Genomic DNA, 13,993 nt, shown 5'->3' with positions numbered 1-13,993 from the left:
CATACCCTACCACACTAAATGATAAAGAGAAGGACGCTGTTTGGATATGAAGTAACTCATTTCATACTCAGGGTGTACATGCTAACTACGCTAGTGCAAGTAAGTGAACTAACATAAATCCAACTAGAGATAACATGACCGATCCTATAAGTCCCGCTGCAAAAGACTTCATTCCAAGCCGTCTAAATGCCGCCAAATCAACGTTTAACCCAAGCCCTGCCATCGCCATAGCGATTAACATATAAGCAATTGTAACGATCCCATTGGCTACTGATGCAGAGACGATCCCTAACGAATTCACACCACTGACAACTAGAAATCCTAGAATAAACCAGGGGATTGGAATGCTTTTCCACGAAGCTTTAGCCGCTTCACCTTGCACTTTTCTTTCTTCACGATTGGACCAAATCCCAATTAAAATAGCCACCGGCACAAGTAAGGCCACCCGGGTCAATTTAACGATGACCGCCATATCAACGGCAGCATTTCCACCAGCATCCGCAGCCGCGATTACGTGAGCAATTTCATGTAAAGTCGCTCCTGAGAATACCCCATAACCTAAATCTGATAAGCCGAGAAAAGGATACAAAAATGTGTACAGCAGTGTAAATATTGTGCCTAATATAGCTACTATAGCTGCACCAATGGCCGTTTCGTCATCTTTGGCTTTTATCTGTGGAGCGATGGCAACCACCGCTGCCGCACCGCAAATCGCAGTTCCGCAGGCAGTTAAGATACTGAGGCGCTTATCTACTTTGAACAGTCGAGCCAATCCGTAGACAACGGAGATCGCAAATATAATGACGATGACTGCCAAAAGAAATACCCGAGGTCCTGCAGCAACGATATCCATTAGATTAAGCCGCATACCGAGCAGGATAATCCCAAGACGAAGCAGTTTTTTACTGGAAAAATCGGTGCCATGTGTGATGCTACCTGGCACTCCTATCGTAGCTCGCCAAATAATCCCGATTAAGATGGCAATAACTAATTGCCCCATAATAGATAGGAATGGAAAACCCGCTAAAAATTTCGCCAATAATGCGATAACTAAGGTTAGCCCTATCCCTAATGCAAACCCAACCTTTTTGTTGTGTTCTGGTTGATACAAACCTTCTGATTGACCCATGTCGTATACACTCCTTGATGAATCTCTAGATGATGCTGTATAAATACTTCCCATAACTCAACAATAATACGACAGCGCTCGGAAGTTAAATACCAATATCCTATCCGTAAGATTAGGAATACTTATGCTTAATTTTAGACAAAAAAAAGCTCCTTCGAGTGAAACATAAATGCCGTAGCATCTGCCTCACCAAAGGAGCAATAATAATTGTTAGTGATATTTAAGCTTCCAGCTTCTGTAGTCGAGTCCCTTTAGGAAGTACAGAAGTTATATATTCGTGTACCGGATGTTGCCCTTCCTCTTCCGCAAGTACAGTTACAATTCCTTGATCTGTACCGGTTCGAATCAGCCGCCCCATCCCTTGTTTGAGTCTTAACAGCATGTAAGGCAAATCCACATCTTCAAAAGGAGTGGAGGTTTCCGCCCTCTTTGCCATAAACACTGGATCAAGCGGAGGATACGGCAGCGACCATATGATCACATTAGATAATGAAGGTCCAGGGATGTCCAGCCCTTCCCATAAGGTGACCGCACATAACACGCTATGCTCATCCCGTTGGAATGCTGAAATCAAATAGCTGATTTCTTGATCCCCTTCATATAAAAATGAATATGAGCTGCTTTCCGGTCGTAATGAGTTAAGCTGCTTGAATTGCAGAAGCTCTTCACGAGTACGAAACAGTAGCAGTGCTCTACCTTCAGTCTGCTGAATAAGCTTCAGGGAAATTTCCATTTTCTCAGCAAAATCCCCACTCTGAAGCTCTGGCACATAGACATTCATCTGGTGCTCATAGTCATAAGGTGAGTCTACAGAGAAGGATAAAAAATCTTGTATCCCAAGACTGTCCTTTAAGTATTGGAATGATTTATCCACAGACAATGTAGCCGATGAGAATACGATTGGCATTTTTTGCGTGAAGAGGCTGTCTTGAAGTACCTCTTTGACATTTCGTGGCATGACCGACAGCGTTAGACCATCGCTTTCTTCTGTCGCCCAGCAGATTAGAGCTCCCGAATCCTCAAACAATCGCAAAGCGATCTCTATGGTTTCCAAACGTTCCTCCACAATTCGCAGTTGGTATTCATCAATCGTGTAGAGTCCGCTTTCGAATACTAATTCTTCTTCGATAGCAGCAATTACACTCCGCATCCGGTGTACCTCACGAATCAATGAAGCATTCAGCTCAATGCTTTTCCGATCTGATCCAGGTATGTTTCGGCATTGACGGCGAATCGCTTTGAACATTTGCTCACTTTGCATGATCGCTTCATCAATCAGAACGGCCAGCGTTTCACGGATTTCATTCTGTAGCAGGCGAGATATCAATTCTTCAAAGACGACATGCTTCATCTTATAGCCAAGCGCCTTCATGGCCGCTGATTCTAATAAATGTCCTTCATCGAATACAACCGCACAGTGATCCGGAAGCAAAGGAATTTGCCCTTCCCGCTTACGCGCTTCATAGGTCCAAATATGCTCCATGTAATAATCGTGGGAACAAATGATCAGATCACTTGATTTCCGGTAATGATCACGGGACAAGGTCTGCCCGCAGCGGTGACGCATATCGCAAGTAAAACAATCCTGAAACGTATCCCAGTTAATCTTATTCCATTGTTCGTCATTCAGATCAGGGTAATCTCTGCGGTCTCCATAAGCATGGAATTGCTGCATCGGTGCATGTGAATGTACAAAATCAGGTAATGTACTGTACAAGCTCTCCAGTGGTAAGCTTTCATCATCATGGTTCCGAGCCTGATCCAGCTTTTTCAGACACATATATTTATCCGGAGATTTCGCTAGTCTGGCATCAATATTCATGTTCAGATGCTTTGCAAGCTTGGCGATATCGCCTTCCGGTTTCACAAGCTGCTCAATCAAGGACTCGTCCGCACATGCAATAATCGCAGGTTTGCCCATATATCGCGCATAACAAATGCTATACAACAAATACACTAATGTCTTGCCTGTTCCGACCCCTGCCTCAGCAAAAATCGTCTTTTTCTCGGCAAAAGCTCGCTCTACCTGAAAGGCCATGTATATCTGTTCATCACGTACTTCAAATCCAGCCTCAGGAAGAATTTCATAGAATACATCACCGACCCATTCCCCTACTTGCTCCATAAAAGGTTTGGTCCGATCATATTCAAAAGGATACTGTTTCGCCAACAAGCCTACCTCCAATATTTGATCAGGCATCTCTACCATGCCATGAAAAATAGAATCAACGGAAAAACTCTATTATCTCATACGTTTGGAGGAATTACAAAAAAAAATTAGAGATCTAAAGATCAGATTAACAACGAAGATACTCATTTTCGTAAATATCATTAATCCTTTCCAAAACATTCCGGGCTTGATCCTTAAATTTCAAATCTGCAACCTGACCTTTCCGAAGAAATACCCCCGTCTCCTCACGGTGTTCTCCCAGAGCCCCCTTGTACAATTGGCCGGCGCCGTGGGTAGGCGGAGAGAAAAACAGCTTCATCAACGGCTTAACTATAAGAGGCAGTCCAGAATTTTTTCCTTTTCGCAATGTGTTATTGCTACCCGGATCAACACTGCGAATCATGATGCCCTCGTTAGCAAGCTGCCCCGCGGCGGCCTGTGTCCATAACGATAATGCCAGCTTTGAGGTGGCGTAAGGACCAAGCAGCTTGCGGAAGGTTGTGGGATGCTCCAGGATTTCGATCGTAAACTCATTCGTAAACTTAAGCGCTGAGGATGAAGTGTTGATCACCGTTTTTAAGCGTCCTTTTTGTAGGCTATCCTTCAATTCCATTAAAATAATATACGGCACAACGGTCATCAACTCATAGTGTTTTTCACGCCCCTGTGTCGAGTAACTTAGTTCAGGGAAGCTCCCGCCGGCATTGTTGAACAAAATATCGATCCGCTGCTCCTTGCCTTTGATCTCTTCCAGCGTCCCTCTCAAGCTGGTAAAATCCGCGAGATCGGTTGTTTTATAAATACGAAGCCAGCCGTTTTTGATGGCTTTTTGGATGTTCATATCATCGGCCGGAAAACCGGAACGGTTCAAAGCAATCACCTGCCAATCCTCCGCTAGCAGTTTTCGAGTTAATTCCAATCCAATCCCGGCGTTAGCGCCTGTAATCAATGCGATATTTTCACGTTGCTGTGTGCTCATTGTAAATCTCCTCCTGAATTCGGGATATCCTCTTCTTATAACGCACATTTTATTAATTGGAGTCGACTCCAAGTCAAGGCGTAATAAAAAGATTTTGTCCCAGAGATAAGGTCTTGACTTGGAGTCAGCTCCAAGTTGTATAATGCACACACAAAGCAATCTCCAGGAGGTAGAGTATGAAGGCAGAGCAAACGTTTACGATAAAAGAAACCGCCGCGCAAACCGGAATATCAGAGGATACGATCCGCTATTACGAAAAGATCGCGCTGCTTCCCCGGGCGGACCGGAAGGACAACGGGCATCGCGTTTACCGGCAGGAAGACATAGATACAATCCTGCTGCTATCCTGCCTCAAAAAAACAGGCATGCCCTTGCAGGAAATGCAGCCATTTTTGGCGGTCTCCGCCGACGCTGATCCCGCGGATTATCCTGAACTGGTGGAGCATTTAAGAAACCATCGAGAAAACATCGTCAGCCAAATCTCGTCGCTGCAGCAGGTTGTCGATTTTATTGATATGAAGCTGGAACAAGGAAAATATCGCCGAGACTGCTCAGATAAAAGCGAGGACAAATCGAAACCAAAAAACATCTCCCCTGTTGAGATGAGTTATTTTTCTGGATCAGCAAAAATGAATATTTAATGAATTGGAGGTTTTAGGATGAAAGCAATGATCATAAAAAAATACGGGAATTCCCCTCTTCAGCTAGCCGACATCCCAACACCCGCAGTGGGTGATTATGATGTATTGGCAGAGATCCACGCAGCGAGTATTAATCCTATCGATTTCAAAGTGCGGGATGGCAAAGTCCGTACACTGTTGAAATACGATATGCCCCTAGTTTTAGGAAATGATTTTTCAGGGATTGTCATCCAAGTAGGAAAGAATGTTAAAAAATTCAAGATAGGTGATGGCAAAAGGTATTGATTCAAGCGGGAGCGGGCGGTGTTGGCACTTTTGCTATCCAACTTGCCTAAGCGATGGGGATATACGTGGCTACTACTACAAGCGATGCTGGAGCAGAATTGGTCAAGTCACTTGGAGCCGATCAAATTATCAATTATAAAACCGAAGCATTTGATAAGGTCCGGACAAATAAAACCTGTTATTGATCAAGTGTTTCCTTCTGTAGAGGCGCAGAAAGCGATGGAGTATTCCGAATCGGGCAGAGCTAAAGGAAAGATCATATTAAAAATAAAATGATACAACACATAAATAAAACGGCAGTCTAAGACTTTATGCTTCTCGTCTAGACTACCGTTTTTTATTTGTGTACTCGTTAATTAAAGTATCTATTTCCAAAAATCCGTGCCAGCAAAAACAAACTCTTTATCCAACGTCTCGTCCCCATCTTCAAAGCAATCTGCCCAAGAAACACGTTGCTTACTCAGGAGAATTCCATCCTTCACGCCATATTCCTGATAACAAATGGTTTGTTCATTAGCGGTGTTGTTCCAGTTATCCCAGCCAAGTGGATGAATATGTGCACCCAGCTGACAATCTACAAATACGGTTTTAGCATACTCACGCCATGGACGGCCCAGAAACACCGGAGCAATATCAGGAGCCGCTGTTAAAAAGCAATTTTTAAAAATATAACCATACGATTGTCCCACGGGTGTGGAGGCTGCCGTAATATAACCTGCTTGATTCTCACTATGACGCAAGCTGCGAATTTCACATCTGTCAAAATAAGCCGTAGCCCCACCAAATATAAAGTCCACTGTTCCCTCTATATAGCAATGCTGATACAACTGCCGATATTGGGCATGGTGATTTCTCAGTGGTATACCTCCAAACGTAGATCGCTCTTTGGGTGCAGGTGGCAAAGGTCCCGTGAACAACGTGTCCTGATACCCTTTTAAAGTACAATTTCTGAATACGGTTTGATCACAATTAGCATACACGGCTACCGCCTGCCCGATATTTTCACCCTGCCCTGCATTATTGGTAATCACCAGATTCTCCAAGATCAGGTGGCTGCCGCCCAGAAATAACGTTGGTGTAGAGAATGTATTGATTTCTTCGCCCGCTTCATCACGCTCTTTCGCGTAACGATTCATAACAATCTCCACGTAGCCAATCCCTATGATCGTAAGATTAGAACGATAAATCCGCACTGCCTCTTTATAGACCCCTGACAAAATATAAAGCGTATCCGCTTGACCGGATGGCCCCTGCTCTAGTGAATCTATCGCCTCTTGAATCGTGTGATAAGCGCAAAAGGATTCTTTTCCTACAACAAGCATAGTGGATTCTTTTCCTTTCAATAAATTGATGACTCTCTCTTATGGACAGACATTCTGTTCTTCAGGTGACACTGTAGCTTGTTCTACTAATTTTTCCGGCTTCTTCGTGTTTTTTGATCGACAATTTATGATCTCTACAGCTTCTCCATTTTCAATGTAAAAAGCAGGCCCTTCATGGTTCTCAATCGTCACCTGATGAAATTGAACATCTCTTGCATTCCCGAGGAAAAACCCGCGATTATTCATGTTTTCGATCCCTGTCATCATGTCTGGATGGCCGGGAATTGCATTCGTCGCCATGGAGATGTCCACATTGGTAAACGTAATCTCGGATACATACTGCTCCGCAAGCCCGTATAAGAAACCCGCTGCGGCATGAACATTACGTGCGGTAATATTGGCAAAATGAATGCGTCTAAAACACGGCGTTTCCTCTGTAATCGGATAAGGATTTTTATCCCACACATATTTTTCTTTTCCGCGTGGTCCACAGAAATAATATAGATTTAGAGTAAACGGACAAATAACGTCCTCCATTACAATATTGCTGATCCGAATATCTTCAATCGTTCCCCCGCGTCCCCGTCTTGATTTCATCCGGATTCCACGATCGGTTTGTTTAAACACACAATTACTAATCGTGACATTACGAATATCTCCACTCATTTCACTACCGAGTACGACACCCCCGTGTCCATGTACCATAGTGCAGTTGGTGATCGTAATATTCTCACAAGGAACTCGTTCTTTGGTATCCTCAGTTCCTGCCTTGATCGCTATGCAGTCATCACCGACATCAATATTGCAATTGCTAATTCGCACATTGGTGCAAGACTCTGGATTAATACCATCTGTATTTGGAGAGTCCGCCGGGTTCAGAATGGAAATATTATCAATAGTCACATTGTAACAGCCTATCGGATTAACGGTCCAGCTTGGAGAATTGACCAGCGCGATATCTTTAAGGGTTACCCGCTGACAGCTGTCCAAGCCGATTAGAGTCGGCCGGGGATACTGCAGCTCTTCCCGGCGGTTCCGAAACTTATCCCACCAGAGTTCACCATTTCCGTTAATCATTCCGCTGCCAGTGATCGATACATTAACTAACTCTCTTCCATAAATACAAGGTGAATGAACCTGCTGCTTCACTCCTTCCCATCTGCATTCCACTGCAGGGTAATCCTCCGGGTTCGTACTAAATGAAAGAATGGCACCCGGATTTAAATTCAATTCGATATTGCTTTTCATATGAATTGCACCGGTTAAGAACGTACCAGCCGGCACATAAACGGTTCCTCCACCGGCTTTATTTGCCGCTTCAATTGCACGCGTTATCGCTTCTGTCGCTAACTTTTTACTATTCTTAAGCGCTCCAAAATCCTCAATATTGTAGATCAACATTCATAAGCCCCCCTGTTCTATATCAGATCCAGCCTCTTAATTGTTCGTATTCCACACAGGCCTGAAGGAAAGCACCCACACCTTTTTGGTCGTTAGTGACAATAGGCTCGCTAATGTAATAAGCGAAAGTACCGTCACGTTGGTCCACTCCACCTAATCCTGCTACTTGGCAATTCTTATTTAAATTGACCCATTCTTCTTTGGTTTCTAGTACAAACTCCGAGATAAGTCCTTGTTGAGCCAGATCTAATGTTTCGTACCATCCAGCGTTTAACACGCCTAATCGGATACCTTTAGCCATGGCATACACGATCATACTTGAAGCAGAGGCCTCAAGATAATTTCCTTTGCGTTCCCCTAGATTAATCACTTGATACCAGACCCCGGATTCCTTATCCTGATATTTCTTCACCGCAGTTAAGGTATCATTTAGTATTCGTACCAGCTCTGGATAATCTGAGTGCTCACTAGGCAGCAATTCCAGAACATCAACCAATGCCATGAGATACCAGCCAAGTGAACGGGCCCAAAAGTTAGGCGAAAGTCCTGTTTCAGGGTCGCACCAAGGTTGAATACGCTGTTCATCCCATGCATGATATAGCAGACCTGTTACCGGATCTTTCGTATGCTTCTCACACAAGATAAATTGTTTAGTTACATCCCCAAGTCCCTTTCCTTCTTCAAAAGCTAGCAAGTAGGCTAAATAAAAAGGAGCGCCCATATAAAGTCCATCTAACCAAATCTGATAGGGATATATATTTTTATGCCAAAAAGCACCTTCCGAGGTTCGCGGATGGGTCTCAAGTTGCTTTCTAAGTAGAGCAGCCGCTTTTTTGTATTTTTCCTGCTTCGTTTCTTTATATAGAGTCAATAATAATTTTCCGTTGTTAATATGATCGATGTTATACTCCTCTAGGTGGTAGCCCTTGACACTGCCATCTTCCTGAATAAAGTAGTCCATATTATCTTGAATGAACTGCAGATACTTCGAATCACCGGTCTGCTTCCAAAGCCATTCAAAACCGTTCAATACCACGCCATAATCGTAGGTCCAGCTTCCTTTGTAGCCTTTATCTTCATAAAGCTTCGGTGTCCGCGCCATAATAGAGTCTGCCGTTTGAATTGCCCACTGTGATTTCTTCATCCCAACCCCCAAAATATTTATAAATTTAAGAGCTCAAAAACTATAAATAGGTTCACCCGATTTAAGGATTACTTTGTACATAAAATAATACGACTTGATTCTCTGCAATCTCAGAGAATCAAGTCATTGTTTAGTAAGGATACGGAGCGATTCAGTCTTGGAGCATTGACTGTATTTCAACACAAGCCATCACCAATGCGCCCACACCATGCAGATCATTTTTAACCTTAGGCCGAGTCACGTAACTCTCGTAATCTCCAGCTGAGGTACCGATACAAATGTCCGGCAGAACTAATCGGTTATGCTCATCCCACTGGATTACTTTGGTTAACCCTTCATATCCTTTTTTAGCGGCAGCTGTAGCGATAGTCACATCACTTACAACGCCATGCTTCACGGCTTTGGCAATCGTATAGACGAACAAACATGACCCTGAAGTCTCCAGCCAATTATCTGGCTCATGTCCCTTATCTACGACTTGATACCAAAGTCCACTTTTTTGATCTTGGTAACGAATAAGTGCATCCACAAAATCTCTCAGCGTAGTAGACAGCTCTGTCCGGGCTGAATCATGGGAAGGTAACAGATCCAGAAATTGCGATAAGGCGAGACCATACCATCCTAATGATCGGCTCCAGAACTCCGGTGAACAACCCGTCTCCGGATTCGACCAAGGCATCCGCCGGCTCTCATCCCAGGCATGGTATAACAAACCCGTTGTCTCATCCTTCATATGCTTGCGCATTAACATTTCCTGATGAAGGACCGTTTCACGCAAGCTTGGTTCATCGTAGACATTAGCATATTTCAAGGAGAATACGCCTGCCATATAAAGTCCATCCAACCACATTTGGTTGGCGTACTTATCCTTGTGCCAATACCCGCCCTCAGAGGTTTTATTTAGTGTGAGCAGTAAATTTCTTAGCTTCTCTGCTGCAATACGATACTTAAGTTTGCCTGTCCGTTCATAAAGAGTGAATAGTAGCTGTCCTGCTTGAACCGCATCCAGCTCATCACGTGCAAAATAAAAGTTCCCGTATTCATCCACCAAATCATCTACATATTCCTGAATATAGTTGATATAACGGTCTTCTTGATAAGCATTCCACAAAAGCTCCATGCCACACAGAAATACACCCTGATGATAGTGCCATCGATGCGCGGGGGGAAGCTCTCCCGCCCTGTAAGTATCCATTAGTGAATCGCAAGCTTTTTTTGCCCACTCTATCGGCGTTGTAGGTATCTGTACAGTCATCTCGAAGCTCCTCCCCTAAGTATAGTCTCTCTCTTTCTTGCTAGCCCTTCATAGAACCCAACATGGCACCTTTGGCAAAATGCTTTTGCAGGAACGGATACACACAAACTATTGGTAAGGTAGCTACAACGATAACAGCCATTTTAATTGATTGATCTGGCGGTGGAACAGCAGCATCCAGTGTAGCGCTGTGATCCATACCGCTGGCAAGGACGACAATTTGTCTGAGCAGAACCTGTATTGGCCATTTCGCACTATCATTCAAATACAGAATCGCATTCATGTAGGTATTCCAATACGTTACCGCATAGAACAATCCGATAGTCGCTAACGCAGGTAAGGATAGTGGCAATACAATCCGAAATAATATTCCAAAATCGTTACAACCATCAATTTTGGCCGATTCCTCCAAACCTTCAGGTATATTTTGGAAAAAGTTTCTCAAAATGATCATATTAAAGGCACTAATCGCTGACGGTAGGATCAGTGATGCGTACGTGTCAATTAGTCCTAATTCCTTCACCACGAGGAACGTTGGAATCATCCCACCATGAAAAAGCATGGTGAACACGACCATGAAGTTAACCACTTTACGACCATCCAGATCTTTTCTGGTAAGAGCGTAGGCCATCAAAGAAGTTATAAACAAACTAAAAATAGAACCAATTGCCGTGACACCAATGGAAACACCCATGGCTTTAAATATTGTATTCGTCGAAAAGATGAACTTGTACGCTTCTAGACTCCATACCTTTGGAATCAGTACAAATTTGCTAGAAGCTAGTTCTGCACTCGTTGTGAAAGAGCCTGCTACAACGTGAACAAGGGGAAGCACAGTAATTAAAGCAATGATCGCAAGCAGCGTAAAGTTTATAGCAGAAAAGATTCTACCACTGATTGTTTTATCTTCTACCATTTCGATTCCTCCCACAAAATATCAATAAACGCCTTCTTCTCCCATTTTCTTGGATAATTTATTCACCATCATCACCATTACAAAGCCTACAATCGATTTAAAGAATCCAATAGCTGTACTGTAACTAAACTGCCCTTGTCTCAAACCAGCAGTATATACATACGTATCGATAATTTCCGCAACTTCTCGATTCATGGAGTTAAGTAGCAGATATACATGTTCAAATCCAAGATCAAGAACGGAACCAATTTTCAGAATAAATAATGTAATAATTACGCCTCTAATCGCTGGAAGAGTGATATGCCAGACTTGTCTAAGTCTTCCAGCTCCGTCCATACGCGATGCTTCATAAAGCCCTGGGTCAATCGCAGCTATGGAAGCTAGATAAATAATCGTTCCCCAACCTGCTTCTCTCCAAATCACCTGAATAATATACATGGGCCTGAACCACCCTGGATTAAGCAGGAAATTGATTGGTTCAAAGCCAAAATAGACAAGCAGCTCGTTGATAATCCCTCCATCCATCGTGACCATTACATAAGAAATGGAGACGATGATAACCAATGACAGAAAATGGGGCAAATAGAAGATCGTCTGAAAGGTTCTTTTGAAAAAGCTGCCTTGAAGTTCATTTAACATCAGGGCAAGAATAATCGGCATCGGGAAATAGATAAGAATATTTAATCCGAAAAGAATAAGTGTGTTCACTAATATATTTAAGAAATCCGGCTCTGTGAACAACCTGCTGAAATGCTTCATCCCTACCCAATCACTACCGTTGATCCCTTGATAGGGTTTGTAATCCTGAAATGAGATAATTAATCCGTACATTGGAAGATATTTAAAAATCAGAAAATACAGTACTCCCGGAGTTAGCATGACGTAGAGCCATTTATTTCTCCACAGCCGCTTTTTCAGTTCGCTGCTGCTTTTATAAATTTCAGGCTTAGGATTCATTTGAGGAGCTGAGCTGGGCTGTGCGGTGACTTCCTGCATGATATTCTTCCTTTCTCCTTCTTTATTCAAACACGATATTTCTGAACCCAGTGAGGAATAGAAAAGGTTGTTGAAACAAGATCAACAACCTTTTCAGCTACAATTTGTCGCTTAACTATTCCAGTACGGGTTACTATTTTTTGTATAACGCGTTGTATTCTTCAATAATCTTATCTCCACCACGGCTCTTCCAGTTCTCTACTTCCTTCTCAAATCCAGCCTTGTCAATCTGACCATAAATATATTTATAGGTTGCATCTGTAATAATCTGTTGAAGCTCTACGCCTTTTTCTGTATAGGTAGCCGAATCCATAGCAGCTGTTGGATCCGCTACACCAACTTTGACATTCTCAAGAACCAATTGATCTGCATGAATTCTTCCTGGCAGCGTGTTATAGTTCTCGTACATTCCATTGGTTTCAGCTTCGCCGATAACGCTGTCCTTATATCCCTTTACTTCACGTTCAATCAATTCTTTGTCGTCTGCAGCTTTCGCTTTACCGTCTTCAACGGTATAGTGAGTACCTTCAATTCCCCAATACATCAAATTAGCTACTTCTGGGGTCATCATTTGATCAAAGAAAGCAAGAATCTTCTTCAGCTCTGCCTCATCCTTGACAGCAGATTTCGGGAACAAGACAACATTGTTATAGCCTGGAATCATCCATTGAGCATATTTTCCATCTGGACTTGCAACCATACTATGCGCATCCAAAACAGCGTCAGGGTTATTCTTAATAGTATCTTTATTGAGGGAATCAATATCTTGCATGGAGCCCCCAATATAGAGTCCACCCTTTCCAGCCTTAAACATATTTACTGCATCCGTTTTACTGGTGGCAGCGAAATCTTGATTAATGTATCCGCCATCACGAGCTTTTTTGAAAAAATCCATTGTGTCGAAATATTCATCGAAGGTAAATTCAGGCGCTAATTTGCCATCCTTCTCACCCCAGGTATTCGGTGTTCCGAACCAAGACGAAACAGTTTTGAAAGCTCCATAGGTCAACTCATTACGGTCAATAATACCGGTAGTATCTTTCTTTCCATTACCGTCTGGATCTTGTTCTGTGAAGGCTTTAGCCATTTCAAATAATTCATCTACATTAGCTGGTGCAGCAAGTCCTAATTTATCTGCCCAGTCTTTGCGGTAAATGATCCCTTGGCGTGCAAGTGGACGCCCGATATATAGGGTATAAAGCTTGTCATCTACTTTCGTGTTATTAAGAATTTCTGGTTTCAGTTTGCTCAAATTCGGAAATTCGCTTAATAGTGGACCGATTTCCCAGAATTGTCCGTCTTTTATCGCTTCTTTCATCTGAATGAAGGTTGTCTGATTCTTCAAATATGTTACTTGCGGCAGTGAACCCGTTGCAAAAGATGAATTCAGTTTTTCTTCATAAGTATCAGCCGGAAAAAATTGATAAGTCAGCTTCGTGTTGGTCAATTTCTCTAGTTCATTCTTAATCGTATCAGGCGGAGTCTCTGATGTATTCAATGGAAGCATGATCTTGATTTCTGTAGGTTCCTCTTTAGGTGCTTCAGTCTCTTCCACCTTCGTAGTGTTCTCTGCACTTGTAGTTGGGGCTGCTGCTTCTTCTTTGTTATTGTTGTTACCACCGCATCCAGCTAACAATGTGCTGAATGTTAACAGTGCTGTTAACAACATGGTGAAGGATTTCTTCTTCATACCATTTTGACCTCCATAATTTGTATTGGTTACGAGTTCCACGTTACATCGTCGGCAAGGTTACG

The 13,993-nt window shown here is 42.9% G+C and carries 11 protein-coding genes and 1 pseudogene; 2 read left to right on the top strand and 10 right to left on the bottom strand.

The window, feature by feature from the left end:
• Nucleotides 1-85: 85 nt before the first annotated feature.
• The 3 genes from NYE35_RS10190 to NYE35_RS10180 form a co-directional block, all read right to left on the bottom strand.
• On the bottom strand, nt 86-1,129 hold the full coding sequence (locus NYE35_RS10190; protein WP_076134006.1) for a YeiH family protein: 1,044 nt from the start codon (nt 1,127-1,129) through the stop codon (nt 86-88).
• A gap of 220 nt (nt 1,130-1,349) precedes the next feature.
• Complete coding sequence (locus NYE35_RS10185) at nt 1,350-3,254, bottom strand: ATP-dependent DNA helicase (RefSeq protein WP_370511165.1); 1,905 nt, start codon at nt 3,252-3,254, stop codon at nt 1,350-1,352.
• Nucleotides 3,255-3,426: 172 nt separating this feature from the next.
• A complete protein-coding gene (locus tag NYE35_RS10180) occupies nt 3,427-4,278 on the bottom strand; it encodes an SDR family NAD(P)-dependent oxidoreductase (protein WP_341120860.1) in 852 nt (283 codons plus the stop codon).
• Nucleotides 4,279-4,454: 176 nt separating this feature from the next.
• Here NYE35_RS10180 and NYE35_RS10175 point away from each other — a divergent pair, with 176 nt between their 5' ends.
• Nucleotides 4,455-4,919, top strand: a complete 465-nt coding sequence (locus NYE35_RS10175) for a MerR family transcriptional regulator (protein ID WP_076134004.1) — start codon at nt 4,455-4,457, stop codon at nt 4,917-4,919.
• Between the two features lie 18 nt (nt 4,920-4,937).
• A pseudogene (locus tag NYE35_RS10170) lies at nt 4,938-5,480 on the top strand (NADP-dependent oxidoreductase).
• 89 nt (nt 5,481-5,569) lie between these two features.
• Here NYE35_RS10170 and NYE35_RS10165 read toward each other — a convergent pair.
• The 7 genes from NYE35_RS10165 to NYE35_RS10135 form a co-directional block, all read right to left on the bottom strand.
• On the bottom strand, nt 5,570-6,526 hold the full coding sequence (locus NYE35_RS10165; RefSeq protein ID WP_341122447.1) for a pectinesterase family protein: 957 nt from the start codon (nt 6,524-6,526) through the stop codon (nt 5,570-5,572).
• Between the two features lie 39 nt (nt 6,527-6,565).
• Complete coding sequence (locus NYE35_RS10160; protein WP_076317057.1) at nt 6,566-7,927, bottom strand: glycoside hydrolase family 28 protein; 1,362 nt, start codon at nt 7,925-7,927, stop codon at nt 6,566-6,568.
• 22 nt (nt 7,928-7,949) lie between these two features.
• On the bottom strand, nt 7,950-9,071 hold the full coding sequence (locus NYE35_RS10155) for a glycoside hydrolase family 88/105 protein (protein WP_036679258.1): 1,122 nt from the start codon (nt 9,069-9,071) through the stop codon (nt 7,950-7,952).
• A 151-nt stretch (nt 9,072-9,222) separates the two neighbouring features.
• Nucleotides 9,223-10,326 carry a glycoside hydrolase family 88/105 protein gene (locus NYE35_RS10150; RefSeq protein ID WP_036679257.1) on the bottom strand — a complete coding sequence of 368 codons (1,104 nt, stop codon included), beginning with the start codon at nt 10,324-10,326 and terminating at the stop codon, nt 9,223-9,225.
• A gap of 40 nt (nt 10,327-10,366) precedes the next feature.
• Nucleotides 10,367-11,242, bottom strand: a complete 876-nt coding sequence (locus NYE35_RS10145) for a carbohydrate ABC transporter permease (protein ID WP_036679255.1) — start codon at nt 11,240-11,242, stop codon at nt 10,367-10,369.
• Nucleotides 11,243-11,263: 21 nt separating this feature from the next.
• Nucleotides 11,264-12,238, bottom strand: a complete 975-nt coding sequence (locus NYE35_RS10140; protein ID WP_036679252.1) for an ABC transporter permease — start codon at nt 12,236-12,238, stop codon at nt 11,264-11,266.
• Between the two features lie 133 nt (nt 12,239-12,371).
• Nucleotides 12,372-13,928, bottom strand: a complete 1,557-nt coding sequence (locus NYE35_RS10135; RefSeq protein WP_036679248.1) for an extracellular solute-binding protein — start codon at nt 13,926-13,928, stop codon at nt 12,372-12,374.
• Between the last annotated feature and the right edge of the window lie 65 nt (nt 13,929-13,993).

The sequence above is a fragment of the Paenibacillus sp. FSL L8-0494 genome, from assembly GCF_038003695.1.
Classification (GTDB): Bacteria; Bacillota; Bacilli; order Paenibacillales; family Paenibacillaceae; genus Paenibacillus_AQ; species Paenibacillus_AQ odorifer.
The sequence above is the reverse complement of the archived record's forward strand: the minus strand, read 5'-3'. Positions and strand labels throughout refer to the sequence as shown.

Bases quoted from the DNA above. Each gene is read 5' to 3' on its own strand.
- NYE35_RS10185 (WP_370511165.1), bottom strand. From the start codon at position 3,254: ATGGAGCAAGTAGGGGAATGGGTCGGTGATGTATTCTATGAAATTCTT.
- NYE35_RS10150 (WP_036679257.1), bottom strand. From the start codon at position 10,326: ATGACTGTACAGATACCTACAACGCCGATAGAGTGGGCAAAAAAAGCT.
- NYE35_RS10145 (WP_036679255.1), bottom strand. From the start codon at position 11,242: ATGGTAGAAGATAAAACAATCAGTGGTAGAATCTTTTCTGCTATAAAC.
- NYE35_RS10160 (WP_076317057.1), bottom strand. From the start codon at position 7,927: ATGTTGATCTACAATATTGAGGATTTTGGAGCGCTTAAGAATAGTAAA.
- NYE35_RS10155 (WP_036679258.1), bottom strand. From the start codon at position 9,071: ATGAAGAAATCACAGTGGGCAATTCAAACGGCAGACTCTATTATGGCG.
- NYE35_RS10190 (WP_076134006.1), bottom strand. From the start codon at position 1,129: ATGGGTCAATCAGAAGGTTTGTATCAACCAGAACACAACAAAAAGGTT.
- NYE35_RS10140 (WP_036679252.1), bottom strand. From the start codon at position 12,238: ATGCAGGAAGTCACCGCACAGCCCAGCTCAGCTCCTCAAATGAATCCT.
- NYE35_RS10175 (WP_076134004.1), top strand. From the start codon at position 4,455: ATGAAGGCAGAGCAAACGTTTACGATAAAAGAAACCGCCGCGCAAACC.
- NYE35_RS10135 (WP_036679248.1), bottom strand. From the start codon at position 13,928: ATGAAGAAGAAATCCTTCACCATGTTGTTAACAGCACTGTTAACATTC.
- NYE35_RS10180 (WP_341120860.1), bottom strand. From the start codon at position 4,278: ATGAGCACACAGCAACGTGAAAATATCGCATTGATTACAGGCGCTAAC.
- NYE35_RS10165 (WP_341122447.1), bottom strand. From the start codon at position 6,526: ATGCTTGTTGTAGGAAAAGAATCCTTTTGCGCTTATCACACGATTCAA.